This window comes from Ottowia thiooxydans (assembly GCF_040548795.1).
Lineage (GTDB): Bacteria > Pseudomonadota > Gammaproteobacteria > Burkholderiales > Burkholderiaceae_C > Ottowia > Ottowia thiooxydans_A.
On sequence record NZ_JBEPSH010000002.1, the window covers coordinates 560118 to 584349 of the forward strand.

The following is a 24232-nucleotide window of genomic DNA, read 5'->3' on the forward strand; positions in this document are numbered from 1 at the left end:
GGGCGAGTGGTCCATCTCGAGTGATCTGGAACAGACAGCGATTGATCATAAAGGGCTCGCGAGACAGCACAGGGTCAAGCATTGACCATCAAGCCGTCTCCAGTTTAAGGCTCCGAATAAACGGTACCCAGCGCTCACGCTCCCTGCGGGCAAATGCCTCGGCTTCTTGAGGTGTGCTGGGGGCCAGGATTTCCGAGCCGGATTTCTCAACCAGACGGGCGTGCATTTCCGGGATCGCAAGAGACTCGGAAAGCGCCCGGTTGATGCGCGCCATAACCTCTGGTGGCGTTTGAGCTGGCGCTATCAAACAGTTCCATGTGTAGGCCTCATAGCCCCGCAAGCCCTGCTCCGCAAAAGTGGCCAGACCTGGCGCAGCCTGATTGCGCTGTGTCCCTGAAACTGCCAACAGGTTGACCTGTCCTAAAAGAGACATGGGAAGCGACGTGGCGAGACCGTCGAATACGAGATCCACGTGTTCTCCCGCGAGATCTGAAAGGGCCGGCCCGTTGCCCTTGTAGGGGACATGGTTGATCTTGATGTCCGCGGCCTTAGCAAAGGCCTCCCCAACAATATGGCTGGTCGAACCGATTCCACCTGAGCCATAGCTGAGCTGATTCGGGCGTGCCTTGGCTTCTGCGATCAAGGCCTTGAGAGTCCTCGGCCCGGTTGATCTTCCGACCAGCACCATATTGGCTCGACTCACCAAACCGATCGTGCGCAGATCTTTATCCACATCAAAAGGAAGCGACTTGAAGAGTCCAACGTTCATGACCAGTTGCGAACTCGTACCCAAGCCAAGCGTCAATCCATCGGGCGCAGACCTGACCACTGCGTCAGTCCCTATGGAGCCGCCTCCACCGGGCTTGTTCTCAACCGAGACCGGTTGCTTCAAGAAGCCTGACAGGTAGCGAGCAAGATCGCGGGCGGTCTGGTCATTCCCACTGCCTGCTGCAAATGAAACGATGAGCCTGATTGTTCTGCTTGACTGCGCATGCAGACCGGTGGCGAAGGTGGTCGAAGCCGCTACAACGGCCCGCCGGGTTATTCGCACGCGGTGCAAGTTCTGCATCAGCTATCTCCACATTTTTACCCACGGAAGGTCGGGACTTAGGCGCTGACAATGAACCGAGCGCATAAGACGCACCGCAGCACCCGATTTGTGCAGAGCTTCCTTTGGGAACTGAGTTGAATAAGCATAATGCCATATGCAGCATTTCTTATTCATGGGAGGGCTTAATTCTGGAGTGCCAACTGGGTATGTTCAATGTGTTGTTCAAGAAGCTGGACAGCCAAAGGGATATCTTTGGCTATGCATGCTTTCAGGATCAAGTCATGCTCGGCTTGTGGAGCTTTTCGCCCCACTTTGTAAGACTGCAATGCCCGCATATGGCGAGCAATGCCTCGAACACTGTCCTCTATCATTCTGAGCAGCTTCGCTCGCGCGCAAGGTCGATAGAGCACCATATGAAACTCCAGATTGAGTTCAGCCCATTCCTGTGGAGACTCACTACCGGCATAGCGCGACAGAATTGCCTTTGCAGCGAGATGATCAGAAGGCTGCATTTGGGGAATCGCAAGCTTCAAAGCCCGTGTCTCCAGCGCAATGCGAATGTCCAGTGATTCGATCAGTTCCTGAATGGACTGCGCTGCCACCACGGAGCCCTGATGGGGGGTGTGCACGACCAGCCCCTCTGACTCCAAACGCTTGAGTGCCTCTCGAACCGGTATCCGGCTGACCCCGAAACGCTCAGCCAAGGCTTGTTGTTTGAGCTGAACTCCGATGCCCAACTCACTTGTCAGGATAAGCTCCCGCAGGGCATCCGTGACGGCATCTGTTGAGAGGACTGCCTCACGTTCGAGTGTGACTGCACCCATGGTTACTTCCTCTCCGTTCGTCGCATGGATTCGATTCTATGAAAATCCAATAACGGATCCAAATTCTGCTCTGAAAACAAGCTTGGAGAAAGGATTGTGAAGACATTTCGGTGAAGACGGCAGTCACAGGCAGAAGCTGCAACGGCTCCTGCACATGTCGAGCATCACTCTGGCTGGATATTTGACTTCTTCGCGACCTCGATCATGCGCTCGCGCTCCTTGGTCACGAAAGTATCCAGCTCACGGCCTGACAGCTGCGCCATTGGCTGCATGCCGATTTTCTCAAGCTTGGCTTGGAATTCGGGGTTGCCCATCAGGCTATTGGCTGCTTCACGCAATTTGTCTGTCACGGCTTGAGGCGTTTTCCGGGGCACGGCCAGCATTGTCCAACCGGAAAAATCAAATCCTGCATACCCTGATTCTGACACCGTCGGTACGGTCGGAAGTTCAGGCGTACGCTTGCCAGTACTGACCGCTAGCGGTTTCACGCGTCCAGCGGTGATCATGGGCATGGCAGCGATGGAGGTATAGAAAATGCCGTCCACTTCGCCCGTCATGGTCGCAGTCAAACCCTGTGGGCCGTCCTTGTAAGGAACGTGAAGCAACTCGACTCCCGCTGCATTTTCCAGGACCTTGCCAACCAGATGGCCAGTCGATCCCACACCAGAAGATGCATAGCTGACCTTGCCTGGATTCTCTTTGGCAGCTTTGATGAACTCACCCAGTGTTTTGTGTTTGGATTGGGCTGAAACGATCAGAAAGCTAGGCATGCCACCGGTTGGCGCAACGAAACTGAAACTCACCGGGTCATAAGGCAATTTTTTATACAGAATGCTGTTGACCGCAAAAGTGGCATTGGTGCCGAGCAAGACCGTGTACCCATCCGGTGCGCTGTTCTCGACGAACTGTGCGCCAATGGCAGTCCCTGCGCCCGGCTTGGGCTCCACAATCACCGGTTGGCCTAGTTTTTCCGACAAGCCCTGAGCGACGATGCGTCCAAGCATATCGGTCGCACTGCCCGGCGCGAATGGCACCACCAATCTAATGGGTTTGGTTGGATAGTTCTGTGCTGTTGCGGACACCGAAGCTGCGAGGGCAATCAGGGCAAAAGATAAAAATCGAAGGACTCTCATGAAACTCTCCAGTGGTAGATGGGCGGTTGCGCGCAGCGGATGCGTTGGCAGGTTCAAGGACTCTCCGAGTCAAGTCCTGACAAGCCAATAAAAAGGCGTAAGGTGCGATGACGTGCCGTGAAGGTCCATCTCACACTGACGCCCCATTGCGCCTGTCGAGGATGTTTTTGACTGGTTTGCCCGCTTGCCAGATGGCGGGCATGTTCTCCGCAGGATTTGCCAGCACCATGAGGTCTTGGTAAGGATCACCTTTCACGAGAAGCACATCAGCGATCGCTCCTGGAATGAGCTCGCCAAGCTTTTCTTCTTGCCGGATTACCTTGGCATTCACGATCGTCGCAGAACGGATAACTTCAGCATTCGATAGCGATGAAGCGTGAAAAGCCAAGCCCTCGTTTTGGAACTGCTGCGCATGCATGGACAAGTCGCTGCCGTAACCGATCTGCACGCCTGCGCGTTGATAGACCTTGAGTGCTTGCAGCCCGGCCTGGCGGACGCGCTCATTTTTTTCCATCGCGCTGGGCGATTTGCCTGATGCGGCACCCAGCCGCAGGTTGGCTTCATGCACGATGAGGGTTGGAACTACAAAAGCCCCGCGCTCGGCCATGATGGCCGCCGTCTCGTCACCTACAAAGTTGCCATGCTCGATGGTGCGAACGCCGTTCTCAACACCGCGCCGAATGGCGATATCCGAGTAAGCATGTGCGCACACGTAGGAACCCCAGCGCTCTGCCTCTTCCACACATGCGGCGATTTCGTCCACTCGGTACTGAATGCTGTCCAAGGGATCATTGGGAGAAGCCACCCCTCCGCTGAGCATGATCTTGATATGGTCAGCGCCCAGCCGCAGCTGCTCACGAGTAGCTTTGATCACATCGGGAACGCCATCGGCTAGCGTGCTGAAAAGCGCGCGGCCCGTACAGCACGCACAGTCGTATTCAGATTCGGAACGACCACGAAAGTCGCCATGCCCCCCAGTCTGGCTGATAGCTTTGCCCCCTACGAAAAGACGGGGCGATTGAACATAACCAGCCTCCACCGCGTCGCGCATTCCATAGTCACCGCCCGCAACGTCGCGCACGGAGGTCCACCCGCGGTGCAGCATTTCTTTCAGCACAAAGGTGGACTTCGCAGCGGCGTAGGTCTGTGGAACTTCGGCGCCAGCGGCAATGTTGCGCTCGTTCATGTAGATGTGAACGTGGGCATCGATGAGACCCGGCATCACAGTAAGTCCTGTTGCATCAATGCGCTCGGCGTCTTGTGCATTCTGGATGTGCTGGCCGACGGCCAGGATTCTCGAGCCTTCGATCAGAACGTCGGTGGGAGCGCCCAAGCGGTCCTGCCGGGGATCAAGAAGACGCGCGCCGGTAATCAGTGTTCTTTGGGTCATGGCTGCCATTTCCTTCAATGTCAGATCCCCTTGTCGCTGGGGTTTCGGTAGAGTTCCTGCGTGGCATCCGACATGGGGAAGTTCAGATTGACGTTGCGCGGCGGAATGGGCGAAGTGAACCACTTGGCATACATCTGGTTGATTGCGTTGCTTTTCATCAGCCCCGAAACTGTGGCGTCCACCAAGGTCTTGAACTTCGGATCATCCTTGCGGAGCATGATTCCATAGGGTTCCTGGCGCAGCGCTTCGGGAAGGATCTTGTAGTCACCAGGCGCTTGAGAGGCCGCTATCTGGCCTGCCAGAAGAATGTCGTCCATGATGAACGCGCTGACCCGATCTGCCGCCAGCAGCAGGAAGGAGTCGGAATGGTCTTTTCCTAACACCTCATTGACTTGAACGTTGTCGGCTCTCTTGTAGGCTCTCAGCAGCGGTATGGATGTAGTGCCTGTTGTGGTTGAAATGGTCTTGCCATTCAGGTCTGCGAAGGTATTGATGCCAGAATTCTTTTTCACGGCTGCGCTGACGCCCACCATGATGTAGTTCGGGCTAAACGCCACCTGCTGTTGACGTGCAACGGAGTTGGTCGTCGAGCCACACTCAATGTCTACCGTACCGTTTTGCACCAAAGGAACACGGTTCTGCGAAGTAACGGGCTGGTACTTGACTGTCAGATTGGGTAGCTTCAGTTCTGCCTTGACTGCATTGATGACTTCCTTGCAAATGTCGATGGCAAACCCGATGGGTTCTCCAACAGATCTGGTGATGTACGAGAAAGGAATCGATGAGTCCCGATGGCCCATCGTGATCACTCCGCTGGATCTGATCTTTTCAAGCGTGTCATTGGTCTGGGCGAAGCCCACGGTACTGGTCAGCAGAACTGAGGCAACAAGCGCAATCCTGAACTTCATGGGAATCTCCAAAGGCTGGGTAGGTAAGTGAGCGTTTGACCATTGGATCCAATTTAGGATACATTGTCAATACTTTCAATCCAACCCCTGATATTTCTCATGACCACACCCCTTCGGACCAAGTACGACACCGTTGTGATGGGCGGCGGGATCATCGGATCCGCAATTGCTTATTTCCTTCTCAAGGAGTCACCCGGACTCTCGGTCTGTGTGGTCGAACCAGATCCAACCTATGAGTTCGCATCTGCCGTGCGTGCATCCGGTGGGTGCAGAGTGCAATTTACGTGCCCGGAGAACATCGAGATGTCGAAGTTCAGTATTGATTTCATCCGGAACTTCGAGGCCACCATGGCCAGCAACGGACGCCCGGCTCCCGTAGACTGGGTGGAAGGTGGATACCTGTTCATCGTTCCGCCTGAAAACGCTGAGAGCATCCAACGCAACGTCGCAGTGCAGCAGGCCCATGGTTGTGTGGTGAATCTTTTGACACCATCAGAGCTCAAAGAGCGCTTTCCATCGATGTACGTAGATGACCTGGCATACGGAGCGCATACACCGCACGACGGATGGTGCGATCCCAACGGACTACTGTGGGGCTTTCGACGCAAGGCTGTCGAGCTGGGCGCGGAATACGTTCAGGATCGCGTCAAGTCGGCAGACTGTGACTCCATCAAAGTCCGGTCGATCACGCTTGAGAGCAATGTCAAGCTTGAGGCCACGTCGTTCGTGAATGCTTGTGGCGCTTGGGCTGGTCTGGTCGCGGACATGTTTGGAATGAAGCTGCCGGTCACCCCCATGCGCCGCTTTGAGCATTATTTCACCGCAGGTTCGCCCGTGGAACATCTTCCGTACATCAAGGATGTCGCTCGGCTGGCGTTCCGCTCTGAAGGTGCCGGGTTCTCCGGTGGGCTAGTGAACGGCAATGAACAGCGAGGCTTTAATTTCGATGTAGACCACGACTACTTTGAACGCGTGGTCTGGCCCGCAGTAGCCCATCGCTTTCCGGCGTTTGAAGCTGCCAAATGCCACAGGACCTGGTCGGGGTTGTACGAGGTGAATGAACTGGACGGCAACCCCATCATCGGTTCATGGACAGGTGGATTGGCGAACCTCTATACATCTGCTGGATTTTCCGGTCACGGAATGATGCACGCTCCGGCAGCGGGTCGGGGTATGGCCGAACTCATTTTGAAAGGTCGATACGAAAGCATCGACCTGACGAATTTCGGATACGCACGCGTGCACAGCCAAACTCCCTACGCTGAAGCCGGAATTCTCTAGCATTTGCCGGGCGGCCTGCGCCTGGCAGGCCAGTCCCCGGCAGACCAGTCATTCAATGAGCTTTTATATTTCAGAGGATGCGACTGGCCAGCGCTTTCAGGGATGAAGCACACAGCCACCTGTGACATCACCGTTCCAACGAGCCAGCATGGCTTGCTTGAACTCCGAAAGAGGGTAGGTGTGGGATACAAAGGGCTGGATTTTTCCCTCCTTGATCCATCTGAAAATTGCTTCAAGCCGGGGGATTCGGATCGCAGGGTTCTTGTTCACCGAAATAACCGCTGGGCATCCCAACACACTCAGGCTTTTCATCTGAATGATGTTGGTAGGCAAGGTATTGACATTGGGAGCGCCCCGTAGGCCTTTGCCCCGTGCCACGTTGGGCGTGGAAGTCCAGCCGACGATCAGGAAGCGACCGCCGAAGGCCATGCACCGCAGACTTTCGTTGGAGACCTTGCCTCCCACAGCGTCGTAAACCACATCAACGCCCTCACCGCCCGTCAGTTCCTTCACATCTTTCCTGAACTCTCTCACCTCTCCGTCAGAATCCAGGATGTTGACGACGTGGTCTGCGCCTTGCTGCTTGACAGTGGCCAGCTTTTTGTCTGAGCGCCCGGTGGCAATCACGGTCGCACCCAGCAGCTTGGCCACCTGCACGGCGGCCAGGCCGGTCAGGCCTGTAGCGCCGTTGATCAAAACGGTTTCTCCGCTTTGCACCTGACCACGGGCCACCAGGCAGTGATAAGCCGTTTCATAGGCTTGCAACAAGCCCGTGGCGTCGTCATACGTCAGCTCGGCGGGAATTTTCATCACGCCATCCACGGGCAACACGGCATAGCTGGCAAACCCGCCCGAGCCTTGGTAGTCACCAGAAGAGCGAGGGCCGATCTTCCAGGGGTCGGCCAGCACGCGATCACCTACAGCGCATTGCGCCGGATCAACCCCAGAACCTACAGCGAGGACTTCACCAGCGTATTCCATGCCCGGCGTATAGGGCAGTGGTGCCATGTGCTGGTACTGACCGCTGGTCATCAACAGATCCACCCACGCCACGGCTACGCTCTTGACGGCCACGATCACTTCATGCGGCTTGAGCGCCGCCGGGTCTGGCGCGGGCTGCTCCACCAGACGTACGTACTTCTCGATAGCTTCTTCGGGCGTCTCTGCGTACTCGGTCACGAGCACGCGCTGACCAGCAGGAAAAACTTGTGCCATGCTTACCCCACGTTCAACTTGAGACTGCGGATGAAGGGCACCCAGCGCTCGCGCTCCTTGCGGCCGAATTCTTCAGCTTGCGCAATGGTGCTCGGCCCCAGAATCTGAGAGCCAAACTGATCCACCAAACGATCGCGCAACGCAGGCAGGGCCAGAGCTTTGTTCAAGGCCTGGTTGATCCGCTGCATGGCATCTGCAGGCGTATTCGCTGGAGCGATAAGGCAGTTCCAGGTGTAGGCTTCGTAACCTGGCAACCCCTGCTCCGCAAACGTGGGCACATCAGGTGCGACACGGTCACGCTGGCTACCAGAGATACCGATCAAGTGGACCCTGCCTTGCTTGGCCATAGGTTGTGAAGTCACCAGACCGTCAAATACCAGATCCACGTGGCCACCCGCAAGGTCAGCCATGGCGGGACCGTTGCCCTTGTAAGGGACATGGTTCAGCTTGATGTCCGCTGCTCTGGCGAACGCTTCACCCACGATGTGGCTGATCGAGCCTGTGCCACCCGAGCCGTAGCTGATCTGGCCTGGCCGCGCCTTGGCATCGGCTATCAAGGCTTTGAGTGTCTTGGGTCCGTTTGCCTTTCCAGCGAGGACCATATTTGTGCGAGCCACCAGCCCGACGGTATGCAGGTCCTTTTCGATATCGAAAGGCATGGATCTATAAAGACCTACGTTCATGACCAATTGCGAGCTGGTACCCAAACCGAGCGTGAGACCGTCCGGCGCTGCCTTGGCCACAGCGTCTGTGCCTATCATTCCACCAGCACCTGGCTTGTTCTCCACAATCACGGGCTGACCCAGCAACTCGGCCATGTAGCGGGCCAAGTCACGGGCAATCAGATCGTTGGCGCTGCCCGGTGCGAAGGAAACAATGATGCGAATAGGCTTGGCGTTGCCCTGCGCATGCACGCCCGAAGCGAGCATGGCCGAAGCCATGACCAGAGCACGGCGGCTCAATCGAAAGCTAGACAGAGTTTTCATGGGTGTTTCCTTTCATTTAACCCGTTTCTAGGTTCAAACCAATGTGCGGGCGCTTTTACCGGCATGCTGAGCAGGATTTGCCCCATACCCTTGCCCAGCGGATCGTTTCGCAGCGAGGCCATGCCTCCGCCGCCCAGCGCTTGTTCGCAGACGAAGTTGAGTGCGTGAATACCGGGCAGGTCGTAGCGGGTCACAGTCCCCTGAACGAGGTGTTTCAGGTATTTGGCGACACTCGCCTCTGTCAGCTCCTGGCGCAGAAGTGGCAGCCACTCCGGACGCCGCGCGATGATGCCGATATTGGAGGTGTTGCCTTTGTCGCCCGAGCGACCCCAGGCAAGGCGGATCAACGGGACTTCGACCCACCCTTGCGGCGCCTCAGTGGTACCCGAGTCGGGCACGCTTGATGACGGAGCAGCTTGAGGCGTCGTCACTGCGGAATGGGTCGACTGAGGCACGGCTATCGCCTTATCGTCGAGCGTGACCGTAGGGCTGAGGCGGTTCTTGTCCAGCAGAAAGGCATACTGCCGTATAGAGGGCGAAGCAGAAGACCTGCCCCCGCCCGATCCCGTGGTGCCGGGCGCCCAGGAGGTGCCTGCCGGTGCAATCTCGCGCGCCAGCAGCTCAAGCGCAGCCTTCTCAGGGTGGCAGGCCGTCAGTCGCATGGTGATCTCGCGTGCGCGGGCAAGCTCAGGCATGGCATGTTCGCCATAGCAACTTTCAGCACCCAGCATTTCGAGATTGGTGGCGCTGAGAGGGGGCAGTCCGCGGGCCTGCAGAAGCTCACCCACGCGTTGCAGGATGGTCTCCCCGGTGCGCCGCGCTTTGGCCACCGCATCGAATCCAACGATGGTCAGTTGGGCAGATGTCTTGAAACCATCCATATAGGTCGCGCTGACCTTGTAGGTACCTGTAGGCTCACGTCCAGTGGCACCAGACACTCGCACCCGCTGATCGCCCGCAGGTTCTATGCGTACATCTCGCCAGTCGCAGGTCACATCTGGCAGCAGATAGTTCGCGGGATCATGGATCTCATAGACAAGTTGTTCGGCCACGCACTGGGGTGCGATGAGCCCGCCGGTTCCAGCAGGCTTGGTAACCAGGAAACTTCCGTCCTCAAAGCATTCGACAATGGGGTAGCCAATATGCGCCCAATCGGGAACGTCTTGCCAATCCGTGTGAAGCCCCCCGGTCGCCTGGCACCCACATTCCAGGATGTGTCCTGCCAGGCTTCCACCGGAAAGCTTGTCGTAATCTGCGGCGGACCAGTTGAAAGCGTGCATCAGCGTGCCCAAGGTCACCGCTGAATCAACACATCGCCCCGTGATAACGATCTGCGCGCCGCCATCCAAGGCCGCCTTGATGGGCAAGGCGCCCAGGTAAGCATTGGCGGTGATCACCTTGGCCGGCAAGGGAGCGCCGCTTTGCAGTTCCCGCACAGGCGTCTGGGCTGATCGCAGTTCAGGCAGGATGGGCATCACATCATCACCTGAGACGACTGCAATCTTGACGTCAATGCCCTGCTCTGTAGCCAGCGCACGCAGTGCTTCGGCGCACCCTTGCGGGTTGACGCCACCGGCATTGCTGATGACGCGGATGCCTCGCTCCACCACATCCTTGAGCACGCTTTTCATCGCAACGCTCACAAAGTCAGTGGCATAACCCAGCTCGGGCTTTTTCAGCCTAGCGCCTGCCAGGATCGACATGGTCAGTTCGGCCAGATAGTCGAACACCAGGTAGTCGATCTGCCCACTTTGCACCAACTGCGGTGCACCTACGCTTGAATCTCCCCAGAAACCGGAGGCTCCTCCTATGCGCACGGGGTTTTTATTTTTTCCGTTCACTTGCCACTCCATTTTGGTTTGCGTTTCTCACGGAAAGCCGCCTGCCCTTCCACTGCGTCGTCTGTCATAGAGAGCAATCCAATCTGGCTTTCGGTAAAAGCGATGGACTGCTCAAAAGACATGGCCCCAATGTGCTTCATGAGATAGAGGCCGCGGCGAATGGCCGTGGGCGATTTGTCCAGGAAGCGGGCCAGCAGTGCCTGAACGCCTGCATCGAGGTCTTCACTCACCCGGTTGATCATGCCCATCTGCAGCGCCTCCTGGGCCGTGATGGGCTCACCAGTAATGCATAGTTCGGCCAACGCGCGGGGGCCGATCACGCCATTGAGCAGGCTGAGCACCTGCCCCGGAAACACGCCGACCTTGACCTCCGGCAAGCCAAACTGCGCATGCGGGGCAGCGACCACGAGATCGCACATGGCCATCAGGCCCATACCGCCTGCCATGCAGGCTCCGTTGACCCGGGCCACCATAGGCACCATGATCTGACGCGATAGCCGAAACAGGTTGGCATAAGCCAGCATGGGCTCGGAATAGTCGAACTTGAAGGATTGGCCAGTCTGCAGATCTGCACCCGCGCAAAACGCCTTGTCGCCCGCGCCCGTGAGCACGATGGCCCGCAACGAACGATCAGCGTTAGCGCTGGAAAGAGCTGCGCTGAGTCCTGCCAGCACCCCTGGACTGATGGAGTTTCGACGCTCCTCCCTTTGTATCGTGAGCCGCAACACGCCATCAACCTGGCGCACGTCCAGCTCATCGCTCGTTTCATATTTCACGGAAGTCATGAGGTTTTTGTCTCCTTGTTTGATACGCTACTCAAAGCGCCAGCGCGGACTGCGCCACTCGCCAGAAGAGATTCAATTTCTGCTGCGGTAAAGCCCGCTTCATCCAACACCTGAACCGTATGCTCGCCCAGCGATGGCACCGGCAAATGACGGTTTGGCGGAGTGCCTGACCATTCGCTGGGAACGGCAGTTTCAAGAATTTTCCCCACTACCGGGTGTTCGGTCTCATGAAAGAAGCCGGTGCTTGCCAAATGCTCATCCTCCAGCAAGGTCTCGAAGGTGTGCATCGGGAAAATCGGGATCTCGTTCTCAGGCAGAACCGCTTTCCACTCAGCCGTGGTGCGCTGCTCGAGCTCATCGGAGACAAGCTGGTAAAGCTCGTCAATGGCCTTGGTGCGTGTGCCAATGTCACGAAACCGAGGGTCGGTCTTAATGAGATCCGACTTGCCCACTGCCTCCAGAAACAGAGCCCAATGACGATCGGTATAGATCAGGCAACAGACATAGCCGTCTTTGGTCTTGTAGGGTCTGCGGTTTTTGGACATCAGGCGTGGATAGCTAAAGTCTCCCTTGGGGGGCACGAAAGTTCGGCCATAAAGGTGATCACCCAGGACATAGGGGATCATGGTTTCGAACATGGGGATGTCCACGCTTTGGCCTACGCCCGTGCGGTTGCGCGCATGGAGTGCGGCGCAGATCACGCCAAATGCGTAGAGGCCCACCGATCGATCGGCAATGGTGATGGGCAGATAGCGCGGGATATCTCCAGAACTCGCTGCCACCACAGCCGGCAAGCCGGTTGCTGCCTGGATCATGTCGTCAAACGCAGCCTTTCCGGCGTAAGGCCCTTTTTGAGAGAAACCCACCATGCTGGCATAGATAAGCCTGGGATTGACGGCAGACAATTGCTCATACCCTACTCCCAGCCGACGCATGGCAGCAGGGCGAACATTGCTGGTGAAAACGTCCGCGTCCTTGGCCATGCGCAGCAGTGCGGCCACGCCTTCACTTTGCTTCAGATCAATCACTACGCTGCGCTTGTTGCGATTCAATCCAAGAAACAGCGGACCCAGACCCACATCACCCGACGGGCCTATGGCCCGTGTAGAGTCTCCGCCGGGTGATTCGATCTTGATGACGTCCGCGCCCAGGTCAGCCAGGAGCTGGGTACAGGAGGGTCCCATGAAGACTGTCGTGAGGTCCAGGACCCTAACCCCATCAAGGGGTCCGGAAGATGCCGTACCGGCTGCATTGCTCATCATCTAACTTCCTTACTACCCAACCACCCAACTACCGAAAGGCCCAAAGGCCCAAACGCATCACTGCAAGCACTACTCGGGCTGTATGCCCGCAGCGCGTATGACCTGGCCCCATTTCTTGGACTCTTCGGCCTGGAACTTGGCCAGTCCGTCAGCGGTGGAAAGCATGACTTCTCCACTGGTCTTGTCCTGGAAAGCCTTGGATGCCGGGAGCATCATGATCTTGCCGAAGGCCTGGTTCAACGTGTTCAAAATCGCGGGAGGTGCGCCAGGAGGCATGTACGCTGCTGTCCAATAGGTCATCGCATAGCCTTTGACACCCGCCTCTGCCACGGTAGGAAGGTCAGGAACAGACGCTACCCGCTTGGGGCCACTGGCTGCCAATGCGCGCAGCTTGCCCCCTTGCACCTGTGGCAAGGCTGTGGGTGAATCCGCGAACATGAAGTCGACCTGTCCACCAATCAGGTCGGTGATGGCCAATGGATTGCTCTTGTAGGGCACGTTGACCATGTCGACGTTGGCCATTTGCTTGAGCAGCTCACTCGCCACACGGCTGGAAGAAGAGCCGCTGCCGAAGTTGAGCTTGCCGGGCGACTTCTTGGCTGCAGCGATCAGATCGTTCACCGACTTGTACGGTGAATCGGGTCGTACAAGCAATAGCATCTGGCCAACCGCCAAGAGACTTACCGGCGTGAAATCCTTGACAGGGTCATAAGGGATTTTCTTGAACAAGTGCTCATTGGCTGCGTGCGTGGTGTTGGTAGTGATGAGCACCGTATAGCCGTCCGGAGCAGCCTTGGCCACGTACGAAGCAGCAAGGAATCCGCTGGCGCCTGCCTTGTTCTCGACCACGACGGGTACCTTGAGCTCGTCACCGAGCAACTGCGCCAGAAGCCGCGCTTGCTGGTCCGTGCCGCTACCCGGGCCGAAGGGAACGACCAAAGTCACGGGTTTGCTGGGATACTGCTGGGCCATCGCGGGGAGCGCACTCAAGGTGGCGCCCGCTGCAAAAATCGCAGTCATGGCCAATGCGAATCGACGTTTCATGGTGTCTCCTGTCTAGGTGTTGTTGGGGTCGAAAGCGGGTAATCCATGGAGCTCGTTATGAGCGCCCAACCGCGGGGCAGCGGCCTTCAGGCCAGGACGCTCGCCGTCAATCGTGAGCGGTAGCGCGGTGAGTGAAAAGCCATCAGCGCCCACTGGCGAGAGCATTCCGAGCGCCTGCACCTGCGGATGTGCCAAGGCTTCGGGCACTGTGTGAACAGGTGCGCAAGGTACGCCCGCAGACTCGAAGCGCTCGATCCAGTGTTCACGGGATGTAGAGGCCAGAATCGGCTCGAGCTGTTCAAAAAGTGCTGCCTTGTTGGCCAGCCGTGCACGGTTGTTACTGAACCGCTCATCGCGCGCCCATTCCGGACTGCCTACCTCGGCGGCCAGTTTGCCAAACAGCCTGTCGTTGCCGCAGCAGATCAGCAGCGGGCCGTCGGCCGTATCGAAGGCTTCATAAGGAACGAAGCCGGGGTGCCCTGAGCGGTGGCGCATGGGAAGCGCGCCTTCGTTGATGAAAGCGTCGGCCTTCTGACCGTTCCACACGAGGGCAGTCTCCAGCAATGAAGTCTGCAATATGCCGCCTTGCCCTGTGTGCGTGCGCCGCTGAAGCATGGACAGCGCCCCTATGACCACCCACATGCCCGATCCCTGATCACAGATGGAAGCGCCGGCGCGCATGGGCGGATCATCTGGGCCACCGTTGGTACTGGACAGACCACTGAATGCTTGAACCAGAGGTTCGTAGCCAGGCCTGGGCGCCATGGGCCCCAAGTGACCGAAAGCGGAGATCTCGCAATAGATCAGCCGCGGATGACGAGCGCAGACACTGGCACCGTCGATGCCGAGCGCCTTGGGAACACCCGGACGAAGGTTGTGGATGAAGATATCAGCCTCAGCCACCAGGCGCTCGAAAGCTGCCTTGCCGGCGTCTGATTTGAGGTCAACGGCAACCGACTGCTTGCCCCGGTTGAACACCTGGAAATTAAGCGAATCGCCATGCCTGAAGTCCGGGCCCATGCGGCGGGCGTCGTCGCCGCCCTCCACCCGCTCCAGTTTCACGACATCTGCCCCGAGATCAGCGAGGATCGCAGAGGCGAACGGCCCCGCCAACACTTGGCCGAGTTCCAAAACGCGAACGCCTTCCAGCACGCCTGTGCCACGTGAATTCACTTGCTTGTCTCCTGATAGTTCTTCGGTGCGGGCCCACGAAGTCTGGATTGCGTCCGAGCGAACGGTCAATACGTCAGAGCACCTTGTAATGCCTACAGTCTAAGTTCACTGGATTGATCTGTGAATAGCCATTTCGCTATATCTGTGATAACGTAAACACATCAATCTTCATGCGCGAAAACCTTACTCTTCAGCAACTGCAAGCGTTCGTCCAGATCGTCGCTACGGGTAGTTTCCGTGGAGCGGCATCGCAGATCGGCGTATCGCAGCCCGCTCTCAGCAGGACCATCAGGCAAGCAGAGCACACCCTGCAAGCCAGGCTGTTCGACCGCGACACGCGCAACGTCGAAATTACGCCCATAGGTCAGGAACTGCTCCCCATTGCCCAGCGCATCCTGCGGGAATTCGACAACTCCTTTGGCGAACTAGGCCAATTCCTTCAGGGTCGAAGCGGCCGCGTGTCGATTGCAACACTGCCCTCCATCGGCGCCGCTCTGGTTCCGCAAGCCATAGCCGCCTTCCGCAGCCAGCAACCGCAAGTCGAGTTCTCGCTCATGGAGGCGCCTGCTGACGCCCTTTTGTCCAGCATCGACGAAGGTCATGCCGACTTCGGCCTGACCGTGCGGCCTGCCCCGGACAGGAAGCTGCGCTACCGCCATATGCTGAATGATCCATTTGTTTTGCTATGCAGGCGGGACGACCCCCTGGCCAGCAAGGACTCGGTCCCGTGGTCAGTGTTCACCGCCCGCCCATTCATTGGTTCGCAAAGGCGCAGCAGCATTCGCCCCATTACGGATGCCGCCCTGCTGCGGTTGTCCGTGTCTCCTTCGATTGAGTATCCAAGTGTCTCAGCCTGCGGCGCTCTGGTAGGAGCTGGTTTGGGCATCACCGCCCTGCCTCGCATGGCGCTGGATCTCGTTCGTATGGAAAAATTGATCGCCATCCCGCTGGTACGCCCGCAGGTTCACCGATCCATAGGCATCGTGACCCGCATCGGGCGCACCTTGCCACCGGTCAGCCATACTTTCATCGAAACGCTGGTGCATCAGATATCTCTTCAACATCCTCCTACGCCATGACCATCACCTCCGACATCGTCAAAGCCTTTGCGCCCACCGGCAAGCTTCGCGCTTCCATCAATCTGGGTAACCCCATTCTTGCCAACCGAAACGCGAACACGTCAGAAGTGGGTGGCGTTTCCGTAGATCTCGCCAAAGCGTTCGCCCAAAAGCTTGGGGTACCGCTGGAACTGGTCGTCTTCGACGCGGCAGGTAAATCTGTGGACGCCGTCAAGGCAGAGCAGGCTGATATTGGTTTTTTTGCCATTGACCCCCTTCGCGGCCAGGGCATCCGTTTCACCGCGCCGTACGTCCTGATCGAGGGGGCTTATCTGGTGCGCCAGGACTCGCCCTTGAAAAACAATGACGAGGTCGACCGGCAAGGCACGCGTGTCATGGTGGGCAAAGGCAGCGCGTACGACCTCTACCTGACGCGTGAACTCAAAGCCGCCACGATTGAGCGCGCCCCTACTTCTCCCGATGTCGTGCCTGTCTTTCTCTCTCAAGGTGTTGAGGTTGCAGCAGGCGTCAAACAGCAACTGGAAAGCGATGTTCAGAGGTTGGGTGGGCTGCGCCTGCTGCCTGGGCGCTTCATGGTGATTCAACAGGCCATGGGAACGCCCACCAGCCGCGGACAAGCCGCAGCTGATGCCTTGTCCAAATTTGTGGAAGAAAGCAAGGCCAGCGGCTTTGTGGCAGAAGCCCTCGCCCGTCACGGCATTCAGGGCGCCTCTGTCGCACCCGCCGCTTAGGGCAAGCCTCCAAGATTGGCATATTGAAAGTCAGCAAGATTCTTTGCTGCCCCGATCAACCAGGGCAACAATGAGTCTCTGGCGTGCATTGGTGACGCCTGTACGCGCTTGCGCCATAAGCAAACAAAAAGAAAATCGTTGGTATTCGCGAAGTCCCGGTGAATGATGCACTTCTTTGAATTGTTGGCCCACGCCACGCATCTACACCATGAATTTTCAGCAACTTCGCTCGGTGCGCGAAGCAGTGCGCTGCGGCTTCAATCTGACCGACGTGGCGGAAGCGCTGCACACATCCCAGCCGGGGGTGAGCCGCCAGATCCGGGAATTGGAGGACGAGCTCGGCATCGAGATTTTCGTCCGTGCAGGCAAACGGCTGACGGGGCTGACGCCGCCTGGGCAAGCCTTGCTCCCGGTCGTTGAGCGCCTGCTTCTGGAAGCAGAAAACCTCAGGCGGGTGGGCAACGACTTCAGCGCCAGCATGGAGGGCACCCTCTCTATAGCGGCAACACACTCGCAAGCACGCTACGCCCTACCCCCCGTGGTGCGAGACTTCCGCGAACGCTACCCTGGGGTTTCGCTGCACCTGCACCAGGGCTCACCCAGACAGGTCGCAGACATGCTGATGTCTGGCGAAGCAGACATTGGCGTGGCCACAGAGGCGCTCTCCAATCACGATGGCTTGCTCACGCTCTCATGCTACCGCTGGTCCCACAGCGTGGTGCTGCCCGCAGGTCATCCCCTACTGGAAACAAGCCTGCCATTGACTTTGCAGGCCCTGGCTGAGCACCCCATCATTACCTACGACCTGGGGTTTACCGGCCGCTCACACATAGACGATGCTTTTCAGCGCGCGGGCATCCAGCCCAATATCGTGTTGACCGCCATGGACGCTGACGTGATCAAGACGTACGTGGAGCTTGGAATGGGGGTGGGCATCATCGCCATGATCGCGTTCGACCCTGAGCGCGACCGCCAGCTTCGGATGCTGGATGCACGCCATTTATTTCAGTTGAACACCACGCGCCTAGGCCTGCGGCGAGGCGCGTGGCTTAGAGGCTACGCCTATGACTTCATAGAGATGTTCGTGCCGACCATGACGCGGGCCACCGTGGAGCAAGCCATGCGAAACGATGAGCCTCAGCCATGGGGGGACAATATCTAGGAGCAGGGGCACCCAGCCCCCCCCAATGTCCCAGAGCACTGAACGCTGCAAATCAATGGGTCTGCAAACGTTCAATGGCGCCTTCTACCAGGCCAAGTGCGAGGCCGTTTACGAGGACATGCCTGTAGCGTGTGTAGTCGCCAATGCATATTGACGAACAGGCCAGCGTCCGCCATCGACCGCGGCCAGAAAACTCCCGAGAATTCGATTGAATTCATCGGGCGCTTCCAGATTGATGGTGTGTCCACAATTGGGTATCACGCTCATGGCTGCCGAGGCAATCGTGGCTTTGAGCATGAGTGCAGGGCCAAGGCAAGGTGTGTCTTCATCGCCATTCAGAATCAAGGTAGGCAAGCTCAAGTGGGCAAGCCGGTCCGTCAATGCATACAGCGAAGGCCTCTGAAGCTGAATCCCCAACTGCGTATTGGCCAGGCCAAGGGCCGAGAGCTTGGCAAGTGCATCTTCGAACTCCGCATGCCCGCGCGGATCGTTGCGCTCGAAAGACAGGCGTGTGGGGCCTCTTGAGTATTTCTTCGCGAATACCCCGACACCTTGCTCCAGAAGCAGGGTGGCGGTGTTTCGGGTTTCGCGCCGAAAACTCTCTGCTTTCTCAGGCTCAGCGCCATACCCAGCTCCGGCGACGCACAACGATCTAACCCTGGAGGGATAGTCGAGTCCCATATGCAGTGCTGCAAAGCCCCCCATAGAAAGACCCACGATGTGGGCTCGCTCGATTCCCGCATGGTCAAGTATTGCAATCGCATCCCGCACAGCACGCGCCTGGGAATAGGATGCGGCATCAGGCGGAACTTGCGATGGAGGATAGCCACGAGCGTTGTACGCCAGGCATGCGTACCCTCGACTGAAATGCCTGATCTGCGCTTCCCAGCTTTGATGGGTTGCCGCAAACTCGTGGATAAAAAGAACAGGCGTACCTGCACCGGTTAGCTCGTAGTACAGCTCGACTCCATCGTCGGTTGTGGCGATCGTCATCGCACCAGCTCCATATGCCAATCCATACAAATTTCCGGGAGTGTGTCAGCTTTTCGAAGTCCCTTGCCTCTCAATCAACGCTGGCGCTCACGGCCCGCGCAATCGCTCCCCAGCGACGCTGCTCGGAGAGCACATAGCTCCCAAGTTGATCAGGCGTTGAAGACTCTGGCATGGCCGACTGCGCACGGAAGGTTTCCTGAACCTTCGGATCCGCCAAGGCTTCTTTCACAAGTTGATTGATGCGACTGATGACGTCTGGCTTAGTTCCCTTTGGCACATGAATGGAAAACCAGTTTCCGGTCACCACATCTACGCCGAGTTCACGCAGTGTCGGTGCATCTGGCAAGAGCGGCAATCTCTTGTCAGAAGTAACGGCCAACACCTTCGCAGTCCCTGAACGGGCTGCGGCATCCGCGCCTCCGGGTTGCAACATCATAGCGTCTACGTGGCCGGCTTGGACAGCCTGAATGCCCGGTGCTTGCCCTGAAAATGGCACGTGATGCAGCGTCACGCCCACTGCCGTGGACACCAACTCCATCCCAAGATGCGATGCGCTGCCGACTCCCCAGGACGCAAAGGTCAAGGTCCGGGGTTTTGCCTTGGCAGCGGCCACGAAGGTCTTGAAATCAGCACTTGCCGGATTCGATTTGCCAACGACCAAAGCGAATGGCACCGTAGCGAAGAGACTGACAGGCTCGAAGTCCTTTACCGGGTCATAAGCCAGTTTCTTGTAGATGGAGGGATTGATGGCGTGAGTGTCGGTGTTCGAGACCAGTACGGTGTAACCATCCGGCGCCGCCCGGGCGACCGCAACAGCGCCAATGGCTCCGTTGGCGCCTGAGCGGTTGTCCACCACCACGGGTTGACCACTGCTTTGGGTGATCGAATGGGCGATGGATCGAGCCAGAATGTCAGTCAATCCTCCTGCAGGATACGGCACGACCAGTTTAATAGGCTTATCCGGGAAGGCGGCCAGCGCGGGGACTGCCATGAGCACGCCAGTCAAGGCGACCACGAGCGAGCGACGTTTAGATCCAAGCATGCTTTCTCCTAAAGGTTAGTTCAAATCAGTAGTAGGCAAAGATTCGTTCAAGCTCAGTTTTTTCACGAGAGACCGTGAGTGCGAGTGCCAGCAGAATTCGCGCCTTCTGCGGACTCAGGTTGTCTGCTGCAACCATGCCGCTTTGCGTCAGATCTTGGGCAAGGTGAGCACGACCTGACCCCGCGCGGGTGGAGACGACGATCGCCACCCCGGCGTCGAGCGCCTGCTGGCATGCGTCGCGTTGAGCTGGAGAAAGACGCCCTCCCGGAAATCCGGCCACTACAAGGCCTTTCGCACCCGCCGCAACCAAAGCACGCACGACCTGCCCGTCTTCACCCGCGTAGGAATAGGCAATATCCACACGAGGGAGCGTTTCCAGAGATGCGATGTCGAACTCGGTCTCCGGATAACTTCTTCGCACAGGACGGCGGTAGAAGTTCACCCCGTCACCATTGACCTCGCCAAGAACACCGAAGTCTGGAGTGCGAAACGCGTTCAGCCTTGAGGTTGCTCCCTTGACAACATCACGCGCCGCGTGAATTTCGTCGTTCAGGCAAACGAGCACACCCATGCCCTGCGCACCGGCACTTCCTGCCACTCGCAACGCGTTGACCAGATTCAAGGGGGCGTCCGAGGAGATGGCACTCAAGGGACGCTGAGAACCCGTAAGCACCACGGGCTTGGGGGTCTTGAGGCAAAGATTCAGAAAGTAGGCAGTTTCTTCCAGAGTCCCCGTGCCATGAAGTATCACGATACCGTCTACAGGGCCGTGGTCTTCTTCCAGGCGGTGAATCAGTTTCACCAACGAATGCCACTCCCGGTATCCCCAGGAAGTGGACGAACCGGTATTGAACGCCACCGGAGCAATGCTTGCGAAATGCCCGGCCTCTGGCACTGCGGAAATGACTTCTTCAACACTCAGCATGGAGCCAAATGCCATGTAGTTCACAAGATCCAGAGAGCCGAGCGCACTAAGGGTACTGATCGTCCCACCAGCGCCAACGACAGCGATCCTCGGCTTAATCGCCTTGGAAGCTGGGTTGGTTCTGCTCGATTCGGAGGTCATAGGGCTATGATTGAACACAGTTATAAACAAAGTGACTTCACTTTTTTATAAAGTGTAGTCACTTTTTAGATGGGCCATCTTGCGGGTTAACCCTTGGTGGTGCATTTTTCGTTTCCAAGAGAGGTTTTCTTGTATGGCAGTTATTCCCGATGAGGCTCGATCAAGTGCCGTCGATGCTGAGGCGCAGCCCCAGCGGCCGGACACTAGCTTGCCGCTGCGGGTGGCGGAGAGCATCAAAGAGTTGATTTACAGAGGGGACGTGAAGCCGGGGGAGCGATTGAATGAAGTCGCGCTGGCCGCCAAGATGGGAGTGAGCCGCGGTCCGATTCGGGAAGCCATTCGAATTCTTACGGGCTTCGGCCTGGTCACCCCGGTACTCAATCGAGGCGTCTACGTTCGTGAATTGAGCGTTGGGGAGATGGTCGAAATCTCGGAGCTCAGAGCGGTTGTATTTGGATTCATTGCCGGCAGCGCTGCCGAGCTGCGATCCACTAAAGACGTGGAGCGGCTGCGAGGTTTGATTGAGGAGATGGACGCAGCAACCGAAGCCTCGGATAGCGGAAGGTACTACGACCTTAACCTCGAATTCCACTCAGCAGTGACAGGCCTCTGTGGCAGCAAGAGAGCCGCTCGCGTTTATTCTGATTTCGTCAAAGAACTGCATCTTTTTCGTCGGCAGAACTTTGACCACCCAGGAAACATGCGGAAGTCATTGAGCGAGCATCGCCGCATTTACGAAGCCATCGCGGCGGGCAGCAAAGCCGACGCTGCACGTGACGCTGAGCAACACATCCTCGCAGGGTGCCAGAGGATGCTCAGAAGCGACGGTCAGGCCTGAGTACTCAGCGCAGCGCGCAAGCCAACGCCAAATCCGGCGGCTAGCATCAGTCTTGATGCCAAACCGCCCTAAGCCGATTCAAACGGTCTGCGCAGCCGGTGGCTCGAACGCACGCACTGGTGGCAGGGCTCCCGTGAATTTTTCGATCTGCACAATGCCAAGTTGGCCAGAACACCCCTGCGCCAGAGACGAAGTTCCCACGTCTTGAGTCAAAACGTTGGGATTGCCATGCACGCAAAGAGGAGTGCCATCTTCCTGAATGACCGGGTCATACCAGGCCCCTGTCGGCAGCTGAACAACGTCGGCACGCATATCGGACGACAAGGCTGCTGACGCGAGGCACGCACCTCTCGCATTGAACAGACGGACCACGTCTCCTTCGGCAATACCCCGTGCTGCCGCAGCCGCAGGATGGAGAGTGCAGACTTCGCGTTGCTGGCGCTTGGTGGACTGGCTATGTGAGCCGAAGTCCAACTGGCTGTGCAGACGACTGGCCGGCTGATTGGCCACGAGCCACAGGGGGTAGTCGTTGTTGGGCACTTCCTTGGCAGGCAACCAGGCCGGATGGCCGGGACAGTCGGCATAGCCAAAGCTGGCCACAGTGGGAGAGCTGATCTGCGCCTTCCCGGAAGGCGTGGGCAGAGGGTTGGCGACAGGATCTTGGCGAAACGCGCGAAGCAGCCCCCCATCGTCCGGTCCAATTGGCAAATCCATGTTTCCGCGCTGCCAGAATTCGTCGAAGCTGGGCGCCTCAAGGCCCTTGTCCTGCAACCCCTGGCGGGTGCGCTCATACAGATGGGCCAGCCATTGGCGCGTGTCCCTGCCTTCGGTGAAGGCCTCGCGCTTGCCGAGACGCTCAGCCAGGTCAGTGAAGATATCGTAGTCGTCGCGCGCCAGTCCGTGGGGCTCGGCGATGCGGTGCATGGCCACCATGACCGGATCAGTCGGCGTGACGCCGACGTCCTCGCGCTCCAGGGTCATGGTGCAAGGCAAAACGATGTCTGCATGGCGCGCCGTGGCGGTCCAGGCAATCTCATGCACCACGAAGGTGTCCAGCGTGCGGAACCCTTCCGCCAGCCGTGCCAGATCCTGGTGATGGTGAAACGGGTTGCCCCCTGCCCAGTAGGCTAACTTGATATGAGGATAGTTGCGCTGCTTGCCGTCGTAATCGAAAGGCTGGCCCGGGTTCAGCAGCATGTCGGTAATGCGTGCCACCGGGATGAATTCCCTGACTCCGTTGCTGCCCTGCGGCAAGGCACCTGCTGGCACTGCATTGTTTCTCTTGCCGTAATGCGCAAGCGTGCCCAGTGCGTAGTTGTATCCGCCACCTGGCAGACCCAACTGCCCAAGCGCGGCCGCGAGCACAGCCCCCATCCACACCGGCTGCTCGCCATGTTCAGCACGTTGCAGCGAATGGGCAACCACCACCAGGCAGCGCTTGCCGGGAAGGGACTTGGCAAGCGCTTCGATCTGCTCTGCCGGGATGTCGCAAATCGGAGCAGCCCATTCCGCAGACTTGGCCACACCGTCAGCCCGGCCCATCAGGTAATCTTCGAAGGTCGCCCAGCCATCGCAGTATTGGTCGATGAAGGCGCGATCGTGCAGCCCATCGCGCACCAATGAGTGCACAAGCGCCAGCATCAGCGCGGTGTCGGTGGTCGGCCTCACCGGGAGCCACTCGAAACCGGCCTCATCAGGCATATCGCTCTTGAGCGGGCTGAAAGAAACGAAACGGCAGCCGCGCCGAGCCGCATCCCGCATGGAGCTGCGCTCGATGTGCTTGCTGATGCCACCGGAAGCCACACGGGAATTCTTGAGTGCCATGCCACCGAACGCCAGCACGACCTCGGAATGTTCGACGATCTGTTCCCAGGTCACGTTGCGGCGCGCCACCTCTTCCATGCTACCCAGCACGTGGGGCAAAATCACCGCCGAGGCGCCTGCACTGTAGCTATTGACGGACCTGACGTAACCGCCGAGAGCCGTATTGAGGAATCGGTGAACCTGGCTTTGCGCATGGTGAAAGCGCCCAGCGCTCGACCATCCGTAAGAGCCGCCGAAGATGGCGCCGTTGCCATAGGTGTCTTTCACCCTTTGCAGCTCGGCCGCAAGGCGATCAAGCACCTCTGCCCAAGGCATGGCAACGAAATCGTCACTTCCGCGGGTGGCATCCGGACCGGGGCCCCGCTCCAGCCAACCACGTCGAACCATGGGCGTGGTCACGCGAGCGCGATGCTTGAGCGCGTTGGTGAAGTTATCCAGGATGGGATTGGGATCAGGATCGCCAGGATAGGGGCGTACTGAAACCGTTTCGCCCTCTGCGCGAGCGGTGAACACGCCCCAATGGGAGCTGTGCGGAAGAAAAGCGGCTGAAGAGGTCATTGCATATCCTGGAACAGGCTTGCCGTATTTTGCAAACCTGCTCTTA

21 protein-coding genes are annotated in these 24232 nt (G+C 58.1%); 5 read left to right on the forward strand and 16 right to left on the reverse strand.

The genetic code is table 11. From position 1 onward, the window contains the following. Positions 1–88: 88 nt before the first annotated feature. The 5 genes from ABIE13_RS06140 to ABIE13_RS06160 all read right to left on the reverse strand — a co-directional run bounded on the left by ABIE13_RS06140 (position 89) and on the right by ABIE13_RS06160 (position 5306). Positions 89–1069: a Bug family tripartite tricarboxylate transporter substrate binding protein gene (locus ABIE13_RS06140; RefSeq protein WP_354442061.1), complete on the reverse strand. Its 981-nt coding sequence runs from the start codon at positions 1067–1069 to the stop codon at positions 89–91. 164 nt (positions 1070–1233) lie between these two features. Next, the gene (locus ABIE13_RS06145) at positions 1234–1875 is read right to left on the reverse strand and encodes a GntR family transcriptional regulator (RefSeq protein WP_354442063.1); all 642 of its coding nucleotides are present in this window, start codon (positions 1873–1875) and stop codon (positions 1234–1236) included. Between the two features lie 164 nt (positions 1876–2039). Further along, positions 2040–3008 (reverse strand): Bug family tripartite tricarboxylate transporter substrate binding protein, encoded by a 969-nt coding sequence (locus tag ABIE13_RS06150; RefSeq protein ID WP_354442065.1) that lies wholly within the window; start codon positions 3006–3008, stop codon positions 2040–2042. A gap of 130 nt (positions 3009–3138) precedes the next feature. Next, the gene (locus tag ABIE13_RS06155) at positions 3139–4398 is read right to left on the reverse strand and encodes a metal-dependent hydrolase family protein (RefSeq protein ID WP_354442067.1); all 1260 of its coding nucleotides are present in this window, start codon (positions 4396–4398) and stop codon (positions 3139–3141) included. A gap of 20 nt (positions 4399–4418) precedes the next feature. After that, the gene (locus ABIE13_RS06160; RefSeq protein WP_354442069.1) at positions 4419–5306 is read right to left on the reverse strand and encodes a transporter substrate-binding domain-containing protein; all 888 of its coding nucleotides are present in this window, start codon (positions 5304–5306) and stop codon (positions 4419–4421) included. Positions 5307–5405: 99 nt separating this feature from the next. Here ABIE13_RS06160 and ABIE13_RS06165 point away from each other — a divergent pair, with 99 nt between their 5' ends. Continuing rightward, positions 5406–6587 carry an NAD(P)/FAD-dependent oxidoreductase gene (locus tag ABIE13_RS06165; RefSeq protein ID WP_354442070.1) on the forward strand — a complete coding sequence of 394 codons (1182 nt, stop codon included), beginning with the start codon at positions 5406–5408 and terminating at the stop codon, positions 6585–6587. A gap of 96 nt (positions 6588–6683) precedes the next feature. On the opposite strand, the gene ABIE13_RS06170 is transcribed toward ABIE13_RS06165, so the two are convergent. The 7 genes from ABIE13_RS06170 to ABIE13_RS06200 form a co-directional block, all read right to left on the reverse strand. Beyond that, a complete protein-coding gene (locus ABIE13_RS06170) occupies positions 6684–7802 on the reverse strand; it encodes an NADPH:quinone oxidoreductase family protein (protein WP_354442071.1) in 1119 nt (372 codons plus the stop codon). Positions 7803–7804: 2 nt separating this feature from the next. Then, a complete protein-coding gene (locus tag ABIE13_RS06175) occupies positions 7805–8788 on the reverse strand; it encodes a Bug family tripartite tricarboxylate transporter substrate binding protein (RefSeq protein ID WP_354442073.1) in 984 nt (327 codons plus the stop codon). Next, positions 8785–10641 carry an acyclic terpene utilization AtuA family protein gene (locus ABIE13_RS06180; protein WP_436278375.1) on the reverse strand — a complete coding sequence of 619 codons (1857 nt, stop codon included), beginning with the start codon at positions 10639–10641 and terminating at the stop codon, positions 8785–8787. The genes ABIE13_RS06175 and ABIE13_RS06180 overlap by 4 nt, the downstream gene beginning before the upstream one ends. After that, on the reverse strand, positions 10626–11414 hold the full coding sequence (locus ABIE13_RS06185) for an enoyl-CoA hydratase/isomerase family protein (protein ID WP_354442076.1): 789 nt from the start codon (positions 11412–11414) through the stop codon (positions 10626–10628). Before ABIE13_RS06185 ends, ABIE13_RS06180 begins: the two co-directional genes overlap by 16 nt. Next, positions 11411–12673 (reverse strand): CaiB/BaiF CoA transferase family protein, encoded by a 1263-nt coding sequence (locus ABIE13_RS06190; RefSeq protein WP_354442366.1) that lies wholly within the window; start codon positions 12671–12673, stop codon positions 11411–11413. The genes ABIE13_RS06185 and ABIE13_RS06190 overlap by 4 nt, the downstream gene beginning before the upstream one ends. 72 nt (positions 12674–12745) lie before the next feature. Next, positions 12746–13720 (reverse strand): Bug family tripartite tricarboxylate transporter substrate binding protein, encoded by a 975-nt coding sequence (locus ABIE13_RS06195; protein ID WP_354442078.1) that lies wholly within the window; start codon positions 13718–13720, stop codon positions 12746–12748. A gap of 12 nt (positions 13721–13732) precedes the next feature. Beyond that, positions 13733–14893, reverse strand: coding sequence for a CaiB/BaiF CoA transferase family protein (locus ABIE13_RS06200; RefSeq protein WP_354442080.1), 1161 nt, complete (start codon positions 14891–14893; stop codon positions 13733–13735). Between the two features lie 170 nt (positions 14894–15063). Here ABIE13_RS06200 and ABIE13_RS06205 point away from each other — a divergent pair, with 170 nt between their 5' ends. The 3 genes from ABIE13_RS06205 (at position 15064) to ABIE13_RS06215 (ending at position 17865) form a co-directional block, all read left to right on the forward strand. Continuing rightward, a complete protein-coding gene (locus ABIE13_RS06205) occupies positions 15064–15972 on the forward strand; it encodes a LysR family transcriptional regulator (protein WP_354442081.1) in 909 nt (302 codons plus the stop codon). Next, positions 15969–16703 carry an ABC transporter substrate-binding protein gene (locus tag ABIE13_RS06210; RefSeq protein ID WP_354442083.1) on the forward strand — a complete coding sequence of 245 codons (735 nt, stop codon included), beginning with the start codon at positions 15969–15971 and terminating at the stop codon, positions 16701–16703. The genes ABIE13_RS06205 and ABIE13_RS06210 overlap by 4 nt, the downstream gene beginning before the upstream one ends. 208 nt (positions 16704–16911) lie before the next feature. Then, complete coding sequence (locus ABIE13_RS06215; protein WP_354442085.1) at positions 16912–17865, forward strand: CysB family HTH-type transcriptional regulator; 954 nt, start codon at positions 16912–16914, stop codon at positions 17863–17865. A gap of 108 nt (positions 17866–17973) precedes the next feature. Here ABIE13_RS06215 and ABIE13_RS06220 read toward each other — a convergent pair whose 3' ends face one another. The 3 genes from ABIE13_RS06220 to ABIE13_RS06230 all read right to left on the reverse strand — a co-directional run bounded on the left by ABIE13_RS06220 (position 17974) and on the right by ABIE13_RS06230 (position 20966). Beyond that, positions 17974–18858, reverse strand: a complete 885-nt coding sequence (locus ABIE13_RS06220) for an alpha/beta fold hydrolase (RefSeq protein ID WP_354442087.1) — start codon at positions 18856–18858, stop codon at positions 17974–17976. A gap of 70 nt (positions 18859–18928) precedes the next feature. After that, positions 18929–19900 carry a Bug family tripartite tricarboxylate transporter substrate binding protein gene (locus ABIE13_RS06225; RefSeq protein ID WP_354442088.1) on the reverse strand — a complete coding sequence of 324 codons (972 nt, stop codon included), beginning with the start codon at positions 19898–19900 and terminating at the stop codon, positions 18929–18931. A gap of 25 nt (positions 19901–19925) precedes the next feature. Then, entirely contained in the window at positions 19926–20966 is a 1041-nt protein-coding gene (locus ABIE13_RS06230) for an asparaginase (protein ID WP_354442090.1), read from the reverse strand. Positions 20967–21099: 133 nt separating this feature from the next. Here ABIE13_RS06230 and ABIE13_RS06235 point away from each other — a divergent pair, with 133 nt between their 5' ends. Further along, positions 21100–21804 carry a GntR family transcriptional regulator gene (locus ABIE13_RS06235; RefSeq protein ID WP_354442092.1) on the forward strand — a complete coding sequence of 235 codons (705 nt, stop codon included), beginning with the start codon at positions 21100–21102 and terminating at the stop codon, positions 21802–21804. Between the two features lie 78 nt (positions 21805–21882). Here the strand turns inward: ABIE13_RS06235 and ABIE13_RS06240 are convergent, their stop codons facing one another. Further along, entirely contained in the window at positions 21883–24186 is a 2304-nt protein-coding gene (locus tag ABIE13_RS06240) for a molybdopterin guanine dinucleotide-containing S/N-oxide reductase (protein WP_354442094.1), read from the reverse strand. Positions 24187–24232 lie beyond the last annotated feature (46 nt).